Consider the following 14072-nt stretch of genomic DNA (forward strand, 5'->3'; position numbering starts at 1 on the left):
TAAAAAAGATGCTACCTGCAAAATAACAGACAACATCTTTAAACATGCTACTAAAATTGTTTGATTAATTATCGCTTAAGTTATGTTTTATTCATAACTTTTTTTCATATGCAAAATAATAGTTTCTCCTGCTTCCTCAAGCCAAACTTCATCCATAATATTTAATATTAATTGCATTCCACGGCCACGCGAACCAAAATTTAACTCGTCACTTTTTTCAAAATGAAACATTTTACCATGTTGTTTAATACAGATTTCTAATTCTTGCTCGAACCTTTTCCACTGAATTTCAATCGAATTATTTTCTCCATATTCAAGAGCATTTACTAACGATTCTTCTGTTACAAGACATAGAAATAATTGATCATTATCTAAATATCCTAATTTTCGGGCCAAATCACTTGTATAATCCATCGCTTTTAAAACATCATGTTCTGATACTATTTCCATTGAATTTACATTAATAGTTTCTAAATTCATTTTTACTCCTATAAGGTACCTTTAGTTTGTTTTTGAAAAGTTATTATTAAGAAGTTACAGTTTAGCGACAACCATTGTGACATCATCATAAAATGCAAGTGTATTAAGTTCCAGTAATTGTTGGTCCACTACATGAATCATCATTTCACTTATAGAGGATGATCGATATTTCAATAAATTATTTTTTAAACCTTCTATATTTTTACGTATTTGGTTGTCTTCATTTTCAATAAGTCCATCTGTATAAAAAACCATCCATGTATTTCTGTAGTCGTATGTATAATTTCCTGTTTCCACTTCAATGTTTTTTAACATCCCGAGTGGAACTGTTCCATCAGCAAGTTCTCTAACCATGCCGTTATTAGATATAAGAAATGCAGGCGGATGTCCAGCTGAAGCAAATTGAATGGAATGTTTGTTTGTATCTACAACTGCATAGACACACGTTAAATAGTAATTTTTCATTTGTAACGATTCTTTATCTCGAAATAATGAATAGACATGATCGTTTAGTTCTTTTAAAACAAGCCCCGGTTCCACATAAGTATTAATAATGCCGCGCAGTAATGAACGCACACTCATACAAACAAGTGCTGATGCTACACCATGTCCCATGACATCAAGCATGATAACACCATACCGATGTGAATCTATTTGATACCAAGCATATGTATCTCCTCCTAAAAATTCTGAAGGGAGATAAATACCATCAATATGAAAGGAATCTGTTTGAATTGGATGAGAAAGTGCACTTTTTTGCACTTCTTTCGCTAATAATAAATCATCCTTTAACCGTTGTTCCGCTTTTTTCCGTTCTGTAATATCCGTAATAACAGCTGCATAATAAAGCGGTTGGTCATAATCATCTTTTATTTTTGTAATGGTAGTTTGTTGGAGAAACAGTTCCCCATCTTCTTTTTTATTCCAAACTTCACCCATCCACTTCCCATTTTGTTCGATGGATTCCCACATACTTCGGTAAAATGTAGCATCGTGTTTTCCTGATTGGAAAATACTTGGGTTTTGTCCAATCACTTCTTCACCATAGCCTGTAATCATCGAAAATGCAGGATTAATAAATTGGATTACTCCCTTTGTATTTGTAATAAAAACTCCTTCTAGCATATTTTGAAAAAGACGATCTGCTACAAGAAGCCTTCCTTCTATATTTTTTTCTGCTTCATCAGAAGAAAAAAATTGATGTTCAATAATAATATCATCTAGTTTTTTAGTCATGTTGACTCGCCTTAAAATATTCAATTGCCTCTGCTTCTAAATCGAATAACTTCATAAAGCTAGAAAACTTCACAATTGAAAAAATTTCATTAATAGATTCTTCAATATTTGATAGAACTAATTCTTTTTTATTTCGTTTTGCCTGTACAACGCTTTCTGCAATAATTCCTAAACCAGCACTGTTAATGTAACTTGTTTCTGCTAAATTTAAAATTAGATGTTGAGAATCTTGTGTTAAAATATTGTTCATCTCTTGTCGGAATAATTCTATATTTTTTAATGTAATATTTTCCTTCCATTCGAGTACTTGAATGGAGCCGTTTACTGTTTTTAACATTTCAATACCCCCTTTATTCCCTATTATTATAATAAATCATTTAGCAAAACACTTTTGTTTCGCTAAATGATTTACAAATTTTTATCGAATTTTAAACTGTGCTGTTAATTGGTTTAATGATTCTGCCATTTCGGCTAATGTTTCTGCAGTTGCTGCTGTTTCTTGTAGACCTGCGCTAATTTCTTCTGTTACTGCTGCAATACTACTTACAGCTTGTTGTACTTCTTCAGCTTGTGCAGTTTGTTGTTCATTTGCAGCAGCAATTTCTGTTACTTTAGAAGCGGAATGTCCAACTAATTGTAAAATATCATTGAATGTGCTATCGACTTTTTCTGCTTTTTCACTGCCTACTTCAACAGAGCGAACCGAATCTTTTGTGTTTTCTTGAATAATATTTACAAGCTCGGAAATTTCCTTTGTTGCCTTCGAGCTGCGTTCTGCTAATTTGCGAACTTCATCGGCAACAACTGCAAATCCTTTTCCAGCTTCTCCAGCACGTGCTGCTTCGATTGCCGCATTTAATGCAAGTAAATTTGTTTGTTCTGCTATATCATCAATAACTTCAACAATTTCACCAATTTGCTCAGATTTATTCGATAATTCATAAATACTTTCACGAATTGCTCTCATACCTTGGATCGCGTCATTGATAACTACGCCACCTTGTTTAGCTTCATTCATCGTATTTTCTGCTAATAGGGCAGCTTGTTCAGCATTTTGTGCCACATCTTCTACAACGTTTGTCATTTCTGCCATCATTGCAGCAGAAGCCGTTGCATCCTGGGCTTGTTGCTGGCTACCAGATGCAATTTCTTCTGTACTTGCCGAAATTTGTTGAGAACTTGCTGCTAACTCATTCGCCGAGTTAACCACTTTTTCCATAGCAATACGTGTTGATTCAGTTAATTGGTTAAATGAAACGACCATTCTACCAATTTCATCTTTAGATTCATAGTTGACACGAACCGTTAAGTCGCCTTTTTCCGCTTCTTTCATCACATCCACTACATCTTTAAGTGGATTTACAATAGCTTTCGATATAACCGTACTTAATAAAGCGAAAATAATACTAGCAATCACGATCACAGAAATCATAATTGTTAATGCTGTTTTTTCTTCGCTTTGCATAACATCTAATGTTTCGTCTGCACGATCTGATAAATATTCAGCGACATCTTGTAAAGTTGTATTTAACGTTGTAAGCGGTGTTACTAAATTTGATTTATAATAAGCAAAGGCATCTTCACTTGTCCCAGTTTCTAAAATTTTGTATAACTGTTCGCGATTTGCCCCTATACGCTGGATCTCTTCACTAATAATTCCAATTCGTTCTTGTTCATAATCAGTTAAATTTGTTTCCTTGTATAAAGCAAAATATTCTTGGATATTTTGTGCACGTTCTTTAACTTGGTTAATTAAATTTGCTCTATCTGCTTCGTCTTGTGTTAAAATAATTTCTTTTACAAGCGCTTCATTTGCACGGCTTTGTGCACGTATATCATTTAACCATTTAATAGGTAATAATTGATTTTCATACATATCAGTTGTTTGGTCAGACATTTTGTTCATATAAAAAACGCCAACAAGTCCTACTATTAAAAGAAAAACAATTGTTAATCCACTTAACATTTTTAATTTGTTGGCAATTCTAAGATTATTGAGCCAAGTCATTTTACTGCCTCCTGTTCGGAAATTAGTTTCTGATTTAATTGAAGTAACGTGTCAATTTCAATTATTTGATTAATATTTAATAGAATCATAAGGCGATCATCAAAATGGTACATGCCTTGAATATATTCTTGTTCTACTATACTTTCGTAATTTGGTGCTTCTTCCATCTTATTCTCGTCTACTTTTAATACTTGCGTTACTTTATCGACTAATAATCCAAGCAGCTCATTGTTAATTTCGACAATAATAATACGTGACTTTCTTGTAATCGGTTGTAGTGGCAAACCAAGTCGTTTACGTAAGTCCATCACGGATATAAGTTTCCCTCTAAAATTACTCATTCCAATAATAGAATAAGGAGAATTAATAATTGGAGAAATTGAAGGAACCGTAATGATATCTTTTACTTTGTCAATTTCGATTCCGTACTCTTCATCCCCTAAATAAAATGACGTAATGCCAATTAACTTTTCATTTTGAATTGTAGCCATATTTTGGTTGTATGGTATAGAATCTTTTACGCCTTCTTCTAGGACAATGGATGCGACATCAAGGATTAAAGCTACTTTTCCGTCCCCCATTATCGTTGCACCTGCAATATATTTTGGGGACCCCATATATTTTCCAAGCGGTTTTATGACAATTTCTTGATTTCCAAGAGTTTGGTCAATAACAAGACCAATTCGTTTTTCTGCTAAGCCTACAATCACCACTAAAAGTCGTTTGCTTCTATTAATCTGTTCTTCGGATGCATTAAATCGTTTATGTAATCGAATTAATGGAAGTACTTGATCTCGAACAATTCCTACTTCTTGGTTTTGAATCGTTTTAATTTCATGTTTCCCGAGTCTAATAATTTCCTGTACATTTACTAGGGGAACAGCAAATTGTTTATCGCCCAATCTTACAAGTAAAGAGCGGATTATCGCCAAAGTGAGAGGCAATTTTATCGTGAAGGTTGTTCCTTCACCTTGTTTTGTTTCAATATCAATTAGACCATTTAACTTTTCAATATGAGTACGTACAATATCCATACCGACGCCACGACCAGAAATTTCAGTTACTTTCGCTGCCGTTGATACTCCTGATTTAAAAATTAGGAATAGCACATCTTTTTCAGACATACGTTCTGCTTCAGCTGGTGTAATTTGTTGTTTTTTAATGGCTGATTGTTTGAGTTTTTCTGTATCAATTCCATTGCCATCATCTGATATCGTGATAACAATATGATTTTCTTTATGAGCAGCTTTTAAGACTACTTTTCCTTGTGGAGATTTCCCCTTTTTTTCACGTTCTGCTGGCGTTTCGACTCCATGATCCAATGCATTTCGTAATAGATGAATAATTGGGTCAGCAATTTCATCAATTAAGTTGCGATCTAATTCAGTTTCTTTACCCTCTATGACAAAATTAACTTCCTTTCCAGCTGTTTGAGCAAGGTCACGAACCATACGAGGAAAACGATTAAACAACTGTTCAATTGGCAACATTCTCGTTTTCATCATACCTTCATGTAATTCGCTGACGATTTGTCCTAGTTGGTTGTCAACTTCATGAAAGTCTTCTATCATCGGTTCATTTGGATAATGTTCAGATAATCGACTACCTACATCTTTCAAGCGGGTTTGACTAATGACCAATTCCCCTACAAGATTAAGTAAATATTCTAAACGTTCAACATCAACACGAACTGTTTGTTGTACTTTTAATTTTGCGTCTTTTTTCGGTATAGTTGGTGAAGCTTGAGGTGGCTTTTGCTCTACAATTCCTACCTTTTTCCCTTTACTAAAACTTTCCAAATTTTCAGGCTTGATTTCACTTAAATGAACACTTTTTATGTCTGATATGCTATTAAGTGTCGACAGTACTTCATGATTTTTGGATTCGGTTACAACTATGTATACTAAACTTCCTTCAAACTTTTCTTCATCCTCAATCACTTCTGTTGCCGGATACGACGCAAGAATTTCCCCGATTTCTTTTAAATTATTATTGATTAAATAGGCACGGACAGATTTCAGCATTGCTTTTGAATTTAAAGCAACATAAACGGCCATCACATTCATATTTAGTTCAAATGCTTTTTCGACCATATCTTTTTGATATTCATCAAATATAACTTCTGGGAAAATAATTTCGTCGTCGGTTGATTTTTTCTCTTCCTGTTTCACATCTGTTTTAGGCGTGGCGTCAGCAGCTGTTGCACCATTTTTACACGCTTCTAATTTCTCAATTAATTGGGAAACATCAACTTGATCAACCGTGCCATTTAAAATAGCTTCCTTAAATAATTTAATCGTATCAATGGAATCAAAAATAAGATTAATTATTTGAGTATTTACTTTTAATTGTTGATTTCGTATTGCATCAAACACATTTTCTACTTTATGGGTTAACTCTTTCATCGTAGTCATACCCATTGCAGCCGAAGAACCTTTCAATGTATGAGCAGCACGAAATATTTTTTGAATTGTTTCTTGGTTTTCGCCGTCTTGTTCTAAAACCAATACTTCTTCATCTAAAATTTGCAACTGTTCATCTACTTCATCTAGAAAGGCACCTAAATAGACGGACATATCCATCTCCATTGTATTACCCCTCCTTTACCTCCTCTGGGTAGAGCACTTTTTGTAAATTCAATATCCCAATTAATTGATCATTTACTTTTGCGAATCCTTTGAAGCAATCTTTTTCGATTGTGTTAAAAATTTCTAATGGCGGTTCCAACTGCTCGTTTTCAATATGTGTTACCATCAACACTTCATCTACAATAAGACCTATTCCTTCATCGTCATTTCGAATAATAATAATGCGCGATTTTTTATTGAAAGGTACAATAGGCAATTTATAGCGCATTCGCAGATGAACAACCGGGATAATACTACCTCGCAAATTAATCACACCATTAATATAATCCCGATCGCTCACTACTTCTGTAATAGGCTGAATTCGAATAATCTCAACAACTTCCTTTATTGATAAGGCACAAAGTTGTTTATCGATTACAAATACGACATATTGACCCAAAAGTTGATCCTTCTCAAATTCCTTCATGCACATCCCCTCAACTAACTTCTTATACTTTTGTACTACTCATATTAACAAAACTAATATCGGTACAAAATATGGATAATAAATATATCTTTTAACATTGCTATACTATTGTCACATTTATTTTATCCTACTTATAATATAAGTATAAAGTACTACAAAAATTATGTTGCAATTTATAGATATATAAAAGCGCCCACCGAAATGACGTGAGCGCTTTCTTTACTTCTATATTCCATATAAGATGCTTATTATCTCATAAAGGATTTTAAAAGGTATGATTGGTTTTAACATATTGAAGCTAAAAATAATAAGTATTGTTAATCTTAAAAGACATTTCTAACCTATTCTTAAATGCTACCAATAAAGGTGGTTATCAATAAACTTAATAGATAGGTTAGTGCACTGCCCCACCCAATTAGTGCTATTACTCTAGTAACCCAAAGGTAGTTGGATCTCTCCTTTTTAATTTCTCCTAAAGACATTATTGTTTTAATTTACTAAAAAAGTTTTCTATTTTACATTTTGGGCAATAAGCATTATAAAGCTGCTTTATTTCTTTTGGACCGCGAACATCCCCAACCTTTATTGTTATTCGCTTACCACATTTTTTACACACAACCATTTTATTAATAGATATTGGCATAAAAACTCTCCTTTAGTAAATGAATCATTGCGTTAATTTCGTTTTTAATAGCTTTGTCAATAGTTCCTCTGCATAAAAGAATCCAAAAAGATTTTTCCCTTTCTCGATTTCGTTTATGACTTCAGAAATTTTTTGCATCGCTTCTTCGTCATTGCCTTCTAATTTAGCTAGAACGGCTTGACTTCTTTTATAACTGAGAGGTTCGATTGGTTTAAGGTGTTGGTGTAACTCTCTAATTAACGCTTCATCATAATTTCCTTCCACCATAAGATCTATCTGTTTTATATGATGAATAAATTGTAAAGCCATTTTATTATCCTTCGTTACAGGTAATTGCTTAAACGGATCGAGTAATTTTGAAGCACTTTCATAGCCTTCTTGTATAAGTGTGTAGTAAAAAAGAATATAACAAACCATCACATTATCGATAGTTGGATGTAATGTTTTAGCTTGTTCTATTAAATCGATTGACCATTTCGTTGGGTGTATTGGAGAATTCATTTCTTTCAATAATAAAAGAGAAATTAAAAATTCTTCCCTCTCTTTACCTTGTTTTGATAGCTCTAGTAATACACGACCATCTGATTTTATCGCTCCTTGGTATGGAATTATCGTTGCGAGAAAAATAAGGAAGTTAAACACCCCAAAATATGTAATCCAATTGATATTCAATGAATTTCCTACTAGGAAACTAACAATTGCTATTACGATGGAAAAAATTGGTCCACCCGCAACAAATCGTCTATGCTGGCTTGCAATTGTTGCTAAATTGCTCGATAAAGGCGAACAACTAGCTACCCCTCCTACAAAAAACCAACTATTATTTATTTTAATTTGAAAACGGTTAGTATTTTCAATTGTTAATGGGCCAACCGTCAAATAGTTAAATCTGTAACCTGACCATATCCCAAACAACATATGTCCCAATTCATGAATTAATAGTGTAAAAAATAATAGAACTATAGATATGCCGAAGTAATTTGCTATATCAGCATACTTAGTAAAGTTAAATAGAAATATTAGTATCGCTAATAAAAAGGTGATACTTAATGGTGATGTTATTTTACGCATAAATTTTACCCTCCACTCTAATAAATACGGTGAATGGAGGGAAATGTTTCATTTTATGGAAGAAATATTGACTATGAAGCCTTATTCTGCAACTTCCCAAGCTGGGTTCCAAACTACTTCCCAAAGATGTCCATCTGGGTCTTGGAAGTATCCTGAATATCCTCCCCAGAAAGTGTCATGTGCTGCAACTGTAATCTCAGCACCAGCTTTTTCTGCCTGTATTAATACGTTATCAACTTCTTCTCTACTTCCAACATTGTGACCAATCGTAAATTCGGTTGGGCTTATAGGTGTCTGCTTAATGCTAGTGTCATGAGCAATATCTCTTCGACTCCAAATTGCAAGTTTTAACCCTGGCTGAAGATCAAAAAATGCAACAGCGCCATGCTCAAACTCCTGACCTACTATCCCTTCTGTCGGTAATCCAAGCCCATCACGATAAAATGCTAAGGACTTTTCTAAATCATCAACACCTAATGTTAGTACGGATATACGTGGTTTCATCTAAGAACCTCCTAAAATTCCTATCTCACAAATGTAATATAGTCAACATTCACTGGTTCCATTCCACTTGCTCGAAGTCGAGAATTAATCTGCCCGCGATGATACTGCCCATGCAAGGCAACATGGGTTAAAACATCCCGCGCTGAATTTTCGAACTCTGTGCCCTTACTATTTTTATAGAATATTATTTTATTAAGGTCGGCATCTTTCAGAAATGTTATAATTGTCTCTTCATTTTGTTTAACCAATTCAGTACAACCTTCCAAGTCTATATCTGACCATATAGGTAAATGTGAACTGTCGAAACCTTGTAATCTTGTAAACCAAACTTTTTCGGCAAATAATATATGAGAAAATAAACGTAATGCTTCCTCATTTTCGCTGCTTTGCAATGTTTCAAGTATACGTTGATTTGCCCAATGTAAATGATCATACATCTTTTGAATCGTTTTCAATTGAACCACCCCTATTTATTTTTCCTTAATAATGCTTTCTTCAATTGCTTTCGTTATTGCAGCAGAACGATTTTTTACGTTCAACTTTGAGTAAATGTTAGAAATATAATTTTTGACAGTGCCTAATGATAAAAACATTCGCTCGGAAATCGCCCTATTGGAAAGCCCTTGTGACAAGTATTTTAAAACCTTTAATTCCTGTTGATTAAGTTCATAGGAATTAGAACTTTTAATAGAATCCTGTTCCACTTGATTATTATGGATGGATTGAAATACCTCCTTTGCAAGCTCTTGTGGAATTAATGACCCACCATGATAAACCATTTTAATGCCATCGACTAAAAACTGAGGATCCACCGCTTTTAAAATATATCCTTCAGCACCTGCGTTTAAAGCATTCATAACGTGAGTAATATCTTGGAATGTGGTTAAAATAATCACCTTTATGTGCGGCATCTTGCTCTTAATAATTTCTGTTGCTTTTACGCCATCCATGATTGGCATCTGAATATCCATTAAGACAATGTCAGGATTTTCTCGTTCACATAGTTCGATTGCTTCTTCTCCATTTGCAGCCATTCCAATAATTTGAATATCCGACATGCTTTCCAATACGATTTTCAAACTTTTCCGTATTAATTCTTGGTCTTCTACGATAATTGTCTTAATCATTCCACATTACTTCCTTTGCTAGAGGGATTGAACATCGTAGTTCTGTACCTTGATTTCTTTCTGATTCAATGTAAACTACGCCATTTAACGCTGTAATTCGGTCCTTCATTCCTTGCAAACCAAACCCTAGATTTAGAGAGTCAATGCCTATTCCATTATCTTTTATTTCTAATTGTAGCGCCGCCTCATTAAAGGTTACTCTCACAAAAATTTGAGTTGCCCTCCCATGTTTGATGGCATTCGTTAAACCTTCTTGCAAACAGCGGATGAACGTAAATTTAATTCTTTCTCCAATTTCTTTTTCTGGTCCTTCAATTTTAAAATCTACATTTGTCCCTGTATGTTTCATAAATTCACTAATGACTTGTTGAAAAGAATGAGATAAGGGTTGGCGATTTTCGGTTGGTGATATTTGATGAATCGTTTTTCGCACATCACTTAACCCATTCCGAGCAAGATTAGCAATTTCCCTTATGCTTTCCTCCGCTTCTTGCTGGTTTGCTCTCATGACAAACGGAAGCGCATCTAAACTTGTGATAACGGAAGTAAATATATGTCCAACTGAATCGTGGAGATCTTGTGACACCCGATTTCTCTCTTCCATAATCGTTAACTCTTCTATTCTCCTAGAATATTGCTCCAACGCTTTATTTTTCTCCTGAATCGAATTTATCAACTCTTTATTTTTATTATTGATGATTGTTACCCTTCCTAGGCAGAAACCCATCATATAAAAGAGAGTTGTATTTATTGCTATTGAAATAAAATTTTCGGTGAAATGATTGCCTAACCAAGTGCCCGTAAGAAAAATAAAGATACTAGTGAACATACCAATCCATAAATAAGGACGAATTTGACAAACATAGGCAATCATAATAAGAGGCAAATATAAGAAATCATAGGCGCCAATGATTTGAAATTGCGCCATCATGTAAAAAAACATGCTTCCTGTCAAAAGTGCTTCTACAATAAAGAATTTTATGAGTTTAATATAACCTGGGCGATAAAATAGCAGTGGAATCAAATAAATCATCATAAACCAAAGAAACATCAGCCATTTATTTTGATAATGTTCTGTATTCTCAATAACCCAGCTCGCATTATAGTAAATCCATAACGTACGCATGAAAAATAGAAAAGTATCCAACCAATTCCATTTTCTCTTATCTAAAGCGACCTGCATATTTTTCACTTCTTTCAAATAATCTATCTTCAATCTACACAATAAAGGTCATATGATAAAGTGACTTTTGGAAAAAAATACATAAAAAATATGACTTTCCTTTATCCATACGACACTTACTCCTTTTACTTTTCAAATCTAAAATGAGAACTACCAAATGGATAAAGGATGGATGAAAATGAAAGTTGGATTAATAAGGATTGTTAGCATTTGTGTGATTAATTTTATGCTGAATTATTTGTTGCTTTTCCCACTCGATTTAATTCAGTACATTACAACGCCCGATTTAAAAATGTTTTCCTTAGTAGGCATCATCGTGAGCGGTACCACTGCCCTTGCAACGTTACTGTTTTACAAATTGGTAGATGGTAAACAAATTCGGACACTTGGCTTCCAATTTAAGAGAAAAGATTTGTTATTCTCAATTTGTTCGATTGTGTTGACGGTATTCATTGTCTTTATCGTTAGCATGGTAGCATCTAATTTAGGAGTTGTATCAGCAAAGTGGAATATGGGAGTATTTATTGAACCGAGTTTTTATCTATTATTTATCATGGTGTTTGTGTCTTGGTTTGTCGCTGCATTTTATGAAGAAGTATTGTTTAGAGGATATTTTGTTGCAAACTTGAAGTTCCTTTCAAATAAGAAATTGTTCTTGATGACGAGTATCATATTTATGGTGTTCCATATTTTCAGAGGGTTAGATCCAATCAGTATTGTCGTGTTAATGTTGATGAGTTGTGTCATGTTAAATATTTATTTAAAAAGCGGTTCTTTACTCCCATGTATATTTGCTCATCTAATTTTTAACTTCTCCACATCTCACCTTGTAGGAAGTAGCGAGATTGCGATTCTAAAATTTGACGGCGATTTAGGTTTGTTTAATTTGATCATAATCGTTCTTTATATGATGATTACAATTCTTTTAACAAAGGTTTTTTATGGAAAAGAATCGTCCATTATTGTAAATAACGCTAAAGTATTATCATAGCTTCCAATTTTTATTGGAGGCTTTTTAATTTTTACATAAATAATAAATGTCCTCCAGAATTAGAAGACATCCGTTTTGAAATGCGACCATTACAATACGCTCATTCCAACGTCACCTCAATATACTATAGTTATTATGTAATAATTGTAATATTTCAGGTAACTTACACTGGAATAAATTTATACCTCTAGAACTCCAACATAAAAGTGACCTAAAATATATTTCAAGTCACTTTACATTAAAGATTATTTAGTTCCTTTGCCAACGATACTTAAGTAACTGTTACAAACGAAAATTATTAGTAACATAACTTCGAGACTAACTAAACCAATGGCAATATCGTATGGATAACCGTAGAAACCGATTTGAGTTGGCCTTACCTTCCATAATAAAAATCCGATGACAACGAAAAGTATGAAACATATGAGGCTTAAGAAAATCCACAACCAGCGATATTTGTTTGTTTTGCTTTTCCTAATAGTTCTCACTAAAAATACTAAAAAAATAATATTTACTAAGAGGACCAATAAAATTGCCCAACCCGCTATTTTAAATAGTGGAGGAGCAAATTCTAATTTTAACGGCTCCTTCCCTATTAGAATTTGAAGCATACCCATTGCAATTTCTTGTTTTGGTTCTGAATTCGACTCACCTATAATCAGGACAACACCTATGTTTTCTTCTGGAAGCAACATAATGGCACTAGAGGATCCAATGCCATCTCCACCTTTGTAGAGGAGGGTTTGATTATCGTATTGACTCACTTCAAATCCTCCTATTGAATACGCCCAACCTTCATGCTCAGTTGGAACTACACCTTCATACGACATTTCTAAAGTGTCCGTACTTAACCATGGTGATGGACCTAGTGTCGCAGCTACATATTTTGCAAGGTCTAAGCTATTTGAATATATACCACCTTCTGGATCTTGACTAGCTCCAAAGGTTTCATAATTTAATAACCTTGTATTTCGAAAACCAAAAAACCAGCTATATTCTTTGGCAATATCTTGGGTTTGATTAAGATTATGCCCAAAAGCCGTACTCTCCAAATCTAATCGTTGAAATACATTCATTTGCATATAATCGTAATAGCTCATACCGGTTACTTTTTCAATAATTAAGCCCAGTATGTTATAGCAAGAATTACAATATTGACCTTTTTCACCTGGATCTGAGGTCATTTCAACCGTACTTAACGTTTTAATTGCGTTTTCTAATGAGTTCCTATTATTCTTTTCGTCTTCGAAAATTGCTCCGTCCGCTTTATATCGATCCACACCAGCTGAATGTGTTAATAGGTGTTCAATGGTGACTTCTTTTGATTTTTCTATATCTTTATAAGTAAACCATGGTAAGTATTTTTGAACAGAGTCTTGGAGATTTAGTTTCCCTTGTTCATGCAAACTCAAAATGGCTGTTGCCGTGAACACCTTCGTAACAGACGCAATTGCATAAATCGTTTCAGCAGTTGCCCTTTTTTGACCTTTTAAATCACTGTAACCTACCCCGCTTGAATCAATCACTTCATTGTTTGCAACTATTGCATATGAACCCCCAACAATTTCAGCTCGTTCAAATTGCTTCTCAACATAAGATTTTACGTTCCTTACATTTTCTTCTGAAATATCAACCGCATTAGCAAATGTTTGATTAGTAAATGAACTAATTAAAAATACGATTGTTAAAAAGAACACAAACCTTCTCCACCACATATGACTATTTCCAACAACTTCATTCATCATTGCTCGCCTCTTTTACGTAAATTTTTGGCT

14 protein-coding genes are annotated in these 14072 nt (G+C 33.7%); 1 reads left to right on the top strand and 13 read right to left on the bottom strand.

The genetic code is table 11. The features are described 5' to 3' along the window. Positions 1-87 precede the first annotated feature (87 nt). The 12 genes from CRO00_RS11930 to CRO00_RS11980 all read right to left on the bottom strand — a co-directional run bounded on the left by CRO00_RS11930 (position 88) and on the right by CRO00_RS11980 (position 11315). A complete protein-coding gene (locus CRO00_RS11930) occupies positions 88-480 on the bottom strand; it encodes an ATP-binding protein (RefSeq protein WP_097073896.1) in 393 nt (130 codons plus the stop codon). A gap of 54 nt (positions 481-534) precedes the next feature. Beyond that, complete coding sequence (locus tag CRO00_RS11935) at positions 535-1716, bottom strand: SpoIIE family protein phosphatase (RefSeq protein ID WP_097073897.1); 1182 nt, start codon at positions 1714-1716, stop codon at positions 535-537. Further along, positions 1709-2053, bottom strand: a complete 345-nt coding sequence (locus CRO00_RS11940; protein WP_097073898.1) for an STAS domain-containing protein — start codon at positions 2051-2053, stop codon at positions 1709-1711. Before CRO00_RS11940 ends, CRO00_RS11935 begins: the two co-directional genes overlap by 8 nt. An 81-nt stretch (positions 2054-2134) precedes the next feature. Further along, entirely contained in the window at positions 2135-3724 is a 1590-nt protein-coding gene (locus CRO00_RS11945) for a methyl-accepting chemotaxis protein (protein WP_097073899.1), read from the bottom strand. Next, a complete protein-coding gene (locus tag CRO00_RS11950) occupies positions 3721-6312 on the bottom strand; it encodes a chemotaxis protein CheA (RefSeq protein ID WP_097073900.1) in 2592 nt (863 codons plus the stop codon). The genes CRO00_RS11945 and CRO00_RS11950 overlap by 4 nt, the downstream gene beginning before the upstream one ends. A gap of 4 nt (positions 6313-6316) precedes the next feature. Then, positions 6317-6778, bottom strand: a complete 462-nt coding sequence (locus CRO00_RS11955; protein ID WP_097073901.1) for a chemotaxis protein CheW — start codon at positions 6776-6778, stop codon at positions 6317-6319. 481 nt (positions 6779-7259) lie between these two features. Then, a complete protein-coding gene (locus tag CRO00_RS20165; protein WP_161946672.1) occupies positions 7260-7421 on the bottom strand; it encodes a hypothetical protein in 162 nt (53 codons plus the stop codon). Between the two features lie 24 nt (positions 7422-7445). Continuing rightward, positions 7446-8492 (bottom strand): site-2 protease family protein, encoded by a 1047-nt coding sequence (locus CRO00_RS11960; protein ID WP_097073902.1) that lies wholly within the window; start codon positions 8490-8492, stop codon positions 7446-7448. 81 nt (positions 8493-8573) lie between these two features. After that, positions 8574-8996, bottom strand: a complete 423-nt coding sequence (locus CRO00_RS11965; protein ID WP_097073903.1) for a VOC family protein — start codon at positions 8994-8996, stop codon at positions 8574-8576. Between the two features lie 20 nt (positions 8997-9016). Beyond that, on the bottom strand, positions 9017-9460 hold the full coding sequence (locus CRO00_RS11970) for a DinB family protein (protein WP_337189415.1): 444 nt from the start codon (positions 9458-9460) through the stop codon (positions 9017-9019). A 6-nt stretch (positions 9461-9466) separates the two neighbouring features. Next, positions 9467-10123 carry a response regulator transcription factor gene (locus CRO00_RS11975; protein ID WP_097073905.1) on the bottom strand — a complete coding sequence of 219 codons (657 nt, stop codon included), beginning with the start codon at positions 10121-10123 and terminating at the stop codon, positions 9467-9469. Next, on the bottom strand, positions 10116-11315 hold the full coding sequence (locus tag CRO00_RS11980; RefSeq protein ID WP_237658406.1) for a sensor histidine kinase: 1200 nt from the start codon (positions 11313-11315) through the stop codon (positions 10116-10118). The genes CRO00_RS11975 and CRO00_RS11980 overlap by 8 nt, the downstream gene beginning before the upstream one ends. A gap of 148 nt (positions 11316-11463) precedes the next feature. Between CRO00_RS11980 and CRO00_RS11985 the strand changes: the two genes are divergently transcribed. Next, positions 11464-12297 (top strand): CPBP family intramembrane glutamic endopeptidase, encoded by an 834-nt coding sequence (locus CRO00_RS11985; protein WP_097073907.1) that lies wholly within the window; start codon positions 11464-11466, stop codon positions 12295-12297. 245 nt (positions 12298-12542) lie between these two features. Here CRO00_RS11985 and CRO00_RS11990 read toward each other — a convergent pair whose 3' ends face one another. Next, a complete protein-coding gene (locus CRO00_RS11990; RefSeq protein WP_097073908.1) occupies positions 12543-14042 on the bottom strand; it encodes a serine hydrolase domain-containing protein in 1500 nt (499 codons plus the stop codon). Positions 14043-14072 lie beyond the last annotated feature (30 nt).

The sequence above is a fragment of the Ureibacillus xyleni genome (genome assembly GCF_900217795.1).
GTDB classification, from domain to species: domain Bacteria; phylum Bacillota; class Bacilli; order Bacillales_A; family Planococcaceae; genus Ureibacillus; species Ureibacillus xyleni.

Coding starts and splice junctions, on each gene's coding strand:
- CRO00_RS11960 (WP_097073902.1), bottom strand. CDS start 8,492: ATGCGTAAAATAACATCACCATTAAGTATCACCTTTTTATTAGCGATA.
- CRO00_RS11990 (WP_097073908.1), bottom strand. CDS start 14,042: ATGATGAATGAAGTTGTTGGAAATAGTCATATGTGGTGGAGAAGGTTT.
- CRO00_RS11965 (WP_097073903.1), bottom strand. CDS start 8,996: ATGAAACCACGTATATCCGTACTAACATTAGGTGTTGATGATTTAGAA.
- CRO00_RS11985 (WP_097073907.1), top strand. CDS start 11,464: ATGGATAAAGGATGGATGAAAATGAAAGTTGGATTAATAAGGATTGTT.
- CRO00_RS11955 (WP_097073901.1), bottom strand. CDS start 6,778: ATGAAGGAATTTGAGAAGGATCAACTTTTGGGTCAATATGTCGTATTT.
- CRO00_RS11945 (WP_097073899.1), bottom strand. CDS start 3,724: ATGACTTGGCTCAATAATCTTAGAATTGCCAACAAATTAAAAATGTTA.
- CRO00_RS11975 (WP_097073905.1), bottom strand. CDS start 10,123: ATGATTAAGACAATTATCGTAGAAGACCAAGAATTAATACGGAAAAGT.
- CRO00_RS11940 (WP_097073898.1), bottom strand. CDS start 2,053: ATGTTAAAAACAGTAAACGGCTCCATTCAAGTACTCGAATGGAAGGAA.
- CRO00_RS11935 (WP_097073897.1), bottom strand. CDS start 1,716: ATGACTAAAAAACTAGATGATATTATTATTGAACATCAATTTTTTTCT.
- CRO00_RS11950 (WP_097073900.1), bottom strand. CDS start 6,312: ATGGAGATGGATATGTCCGTCTATTTAGGTGCCTTTCTAGATGAAGTA.
- CRO00_RS20165 (WP_161946672.1), bottom strand. CDS start 7,421: ATGCCAATATCTATTAATAAAATGGTTGTGTGTAAAAAATGTGGTAAG.
- CRO00_RS11930 (WP_097073896.1), bottom strand. CDS start 480: ATGAATTTAGAAACTATTAATGTAAATTCAATGGAAATAGTATCAGAA.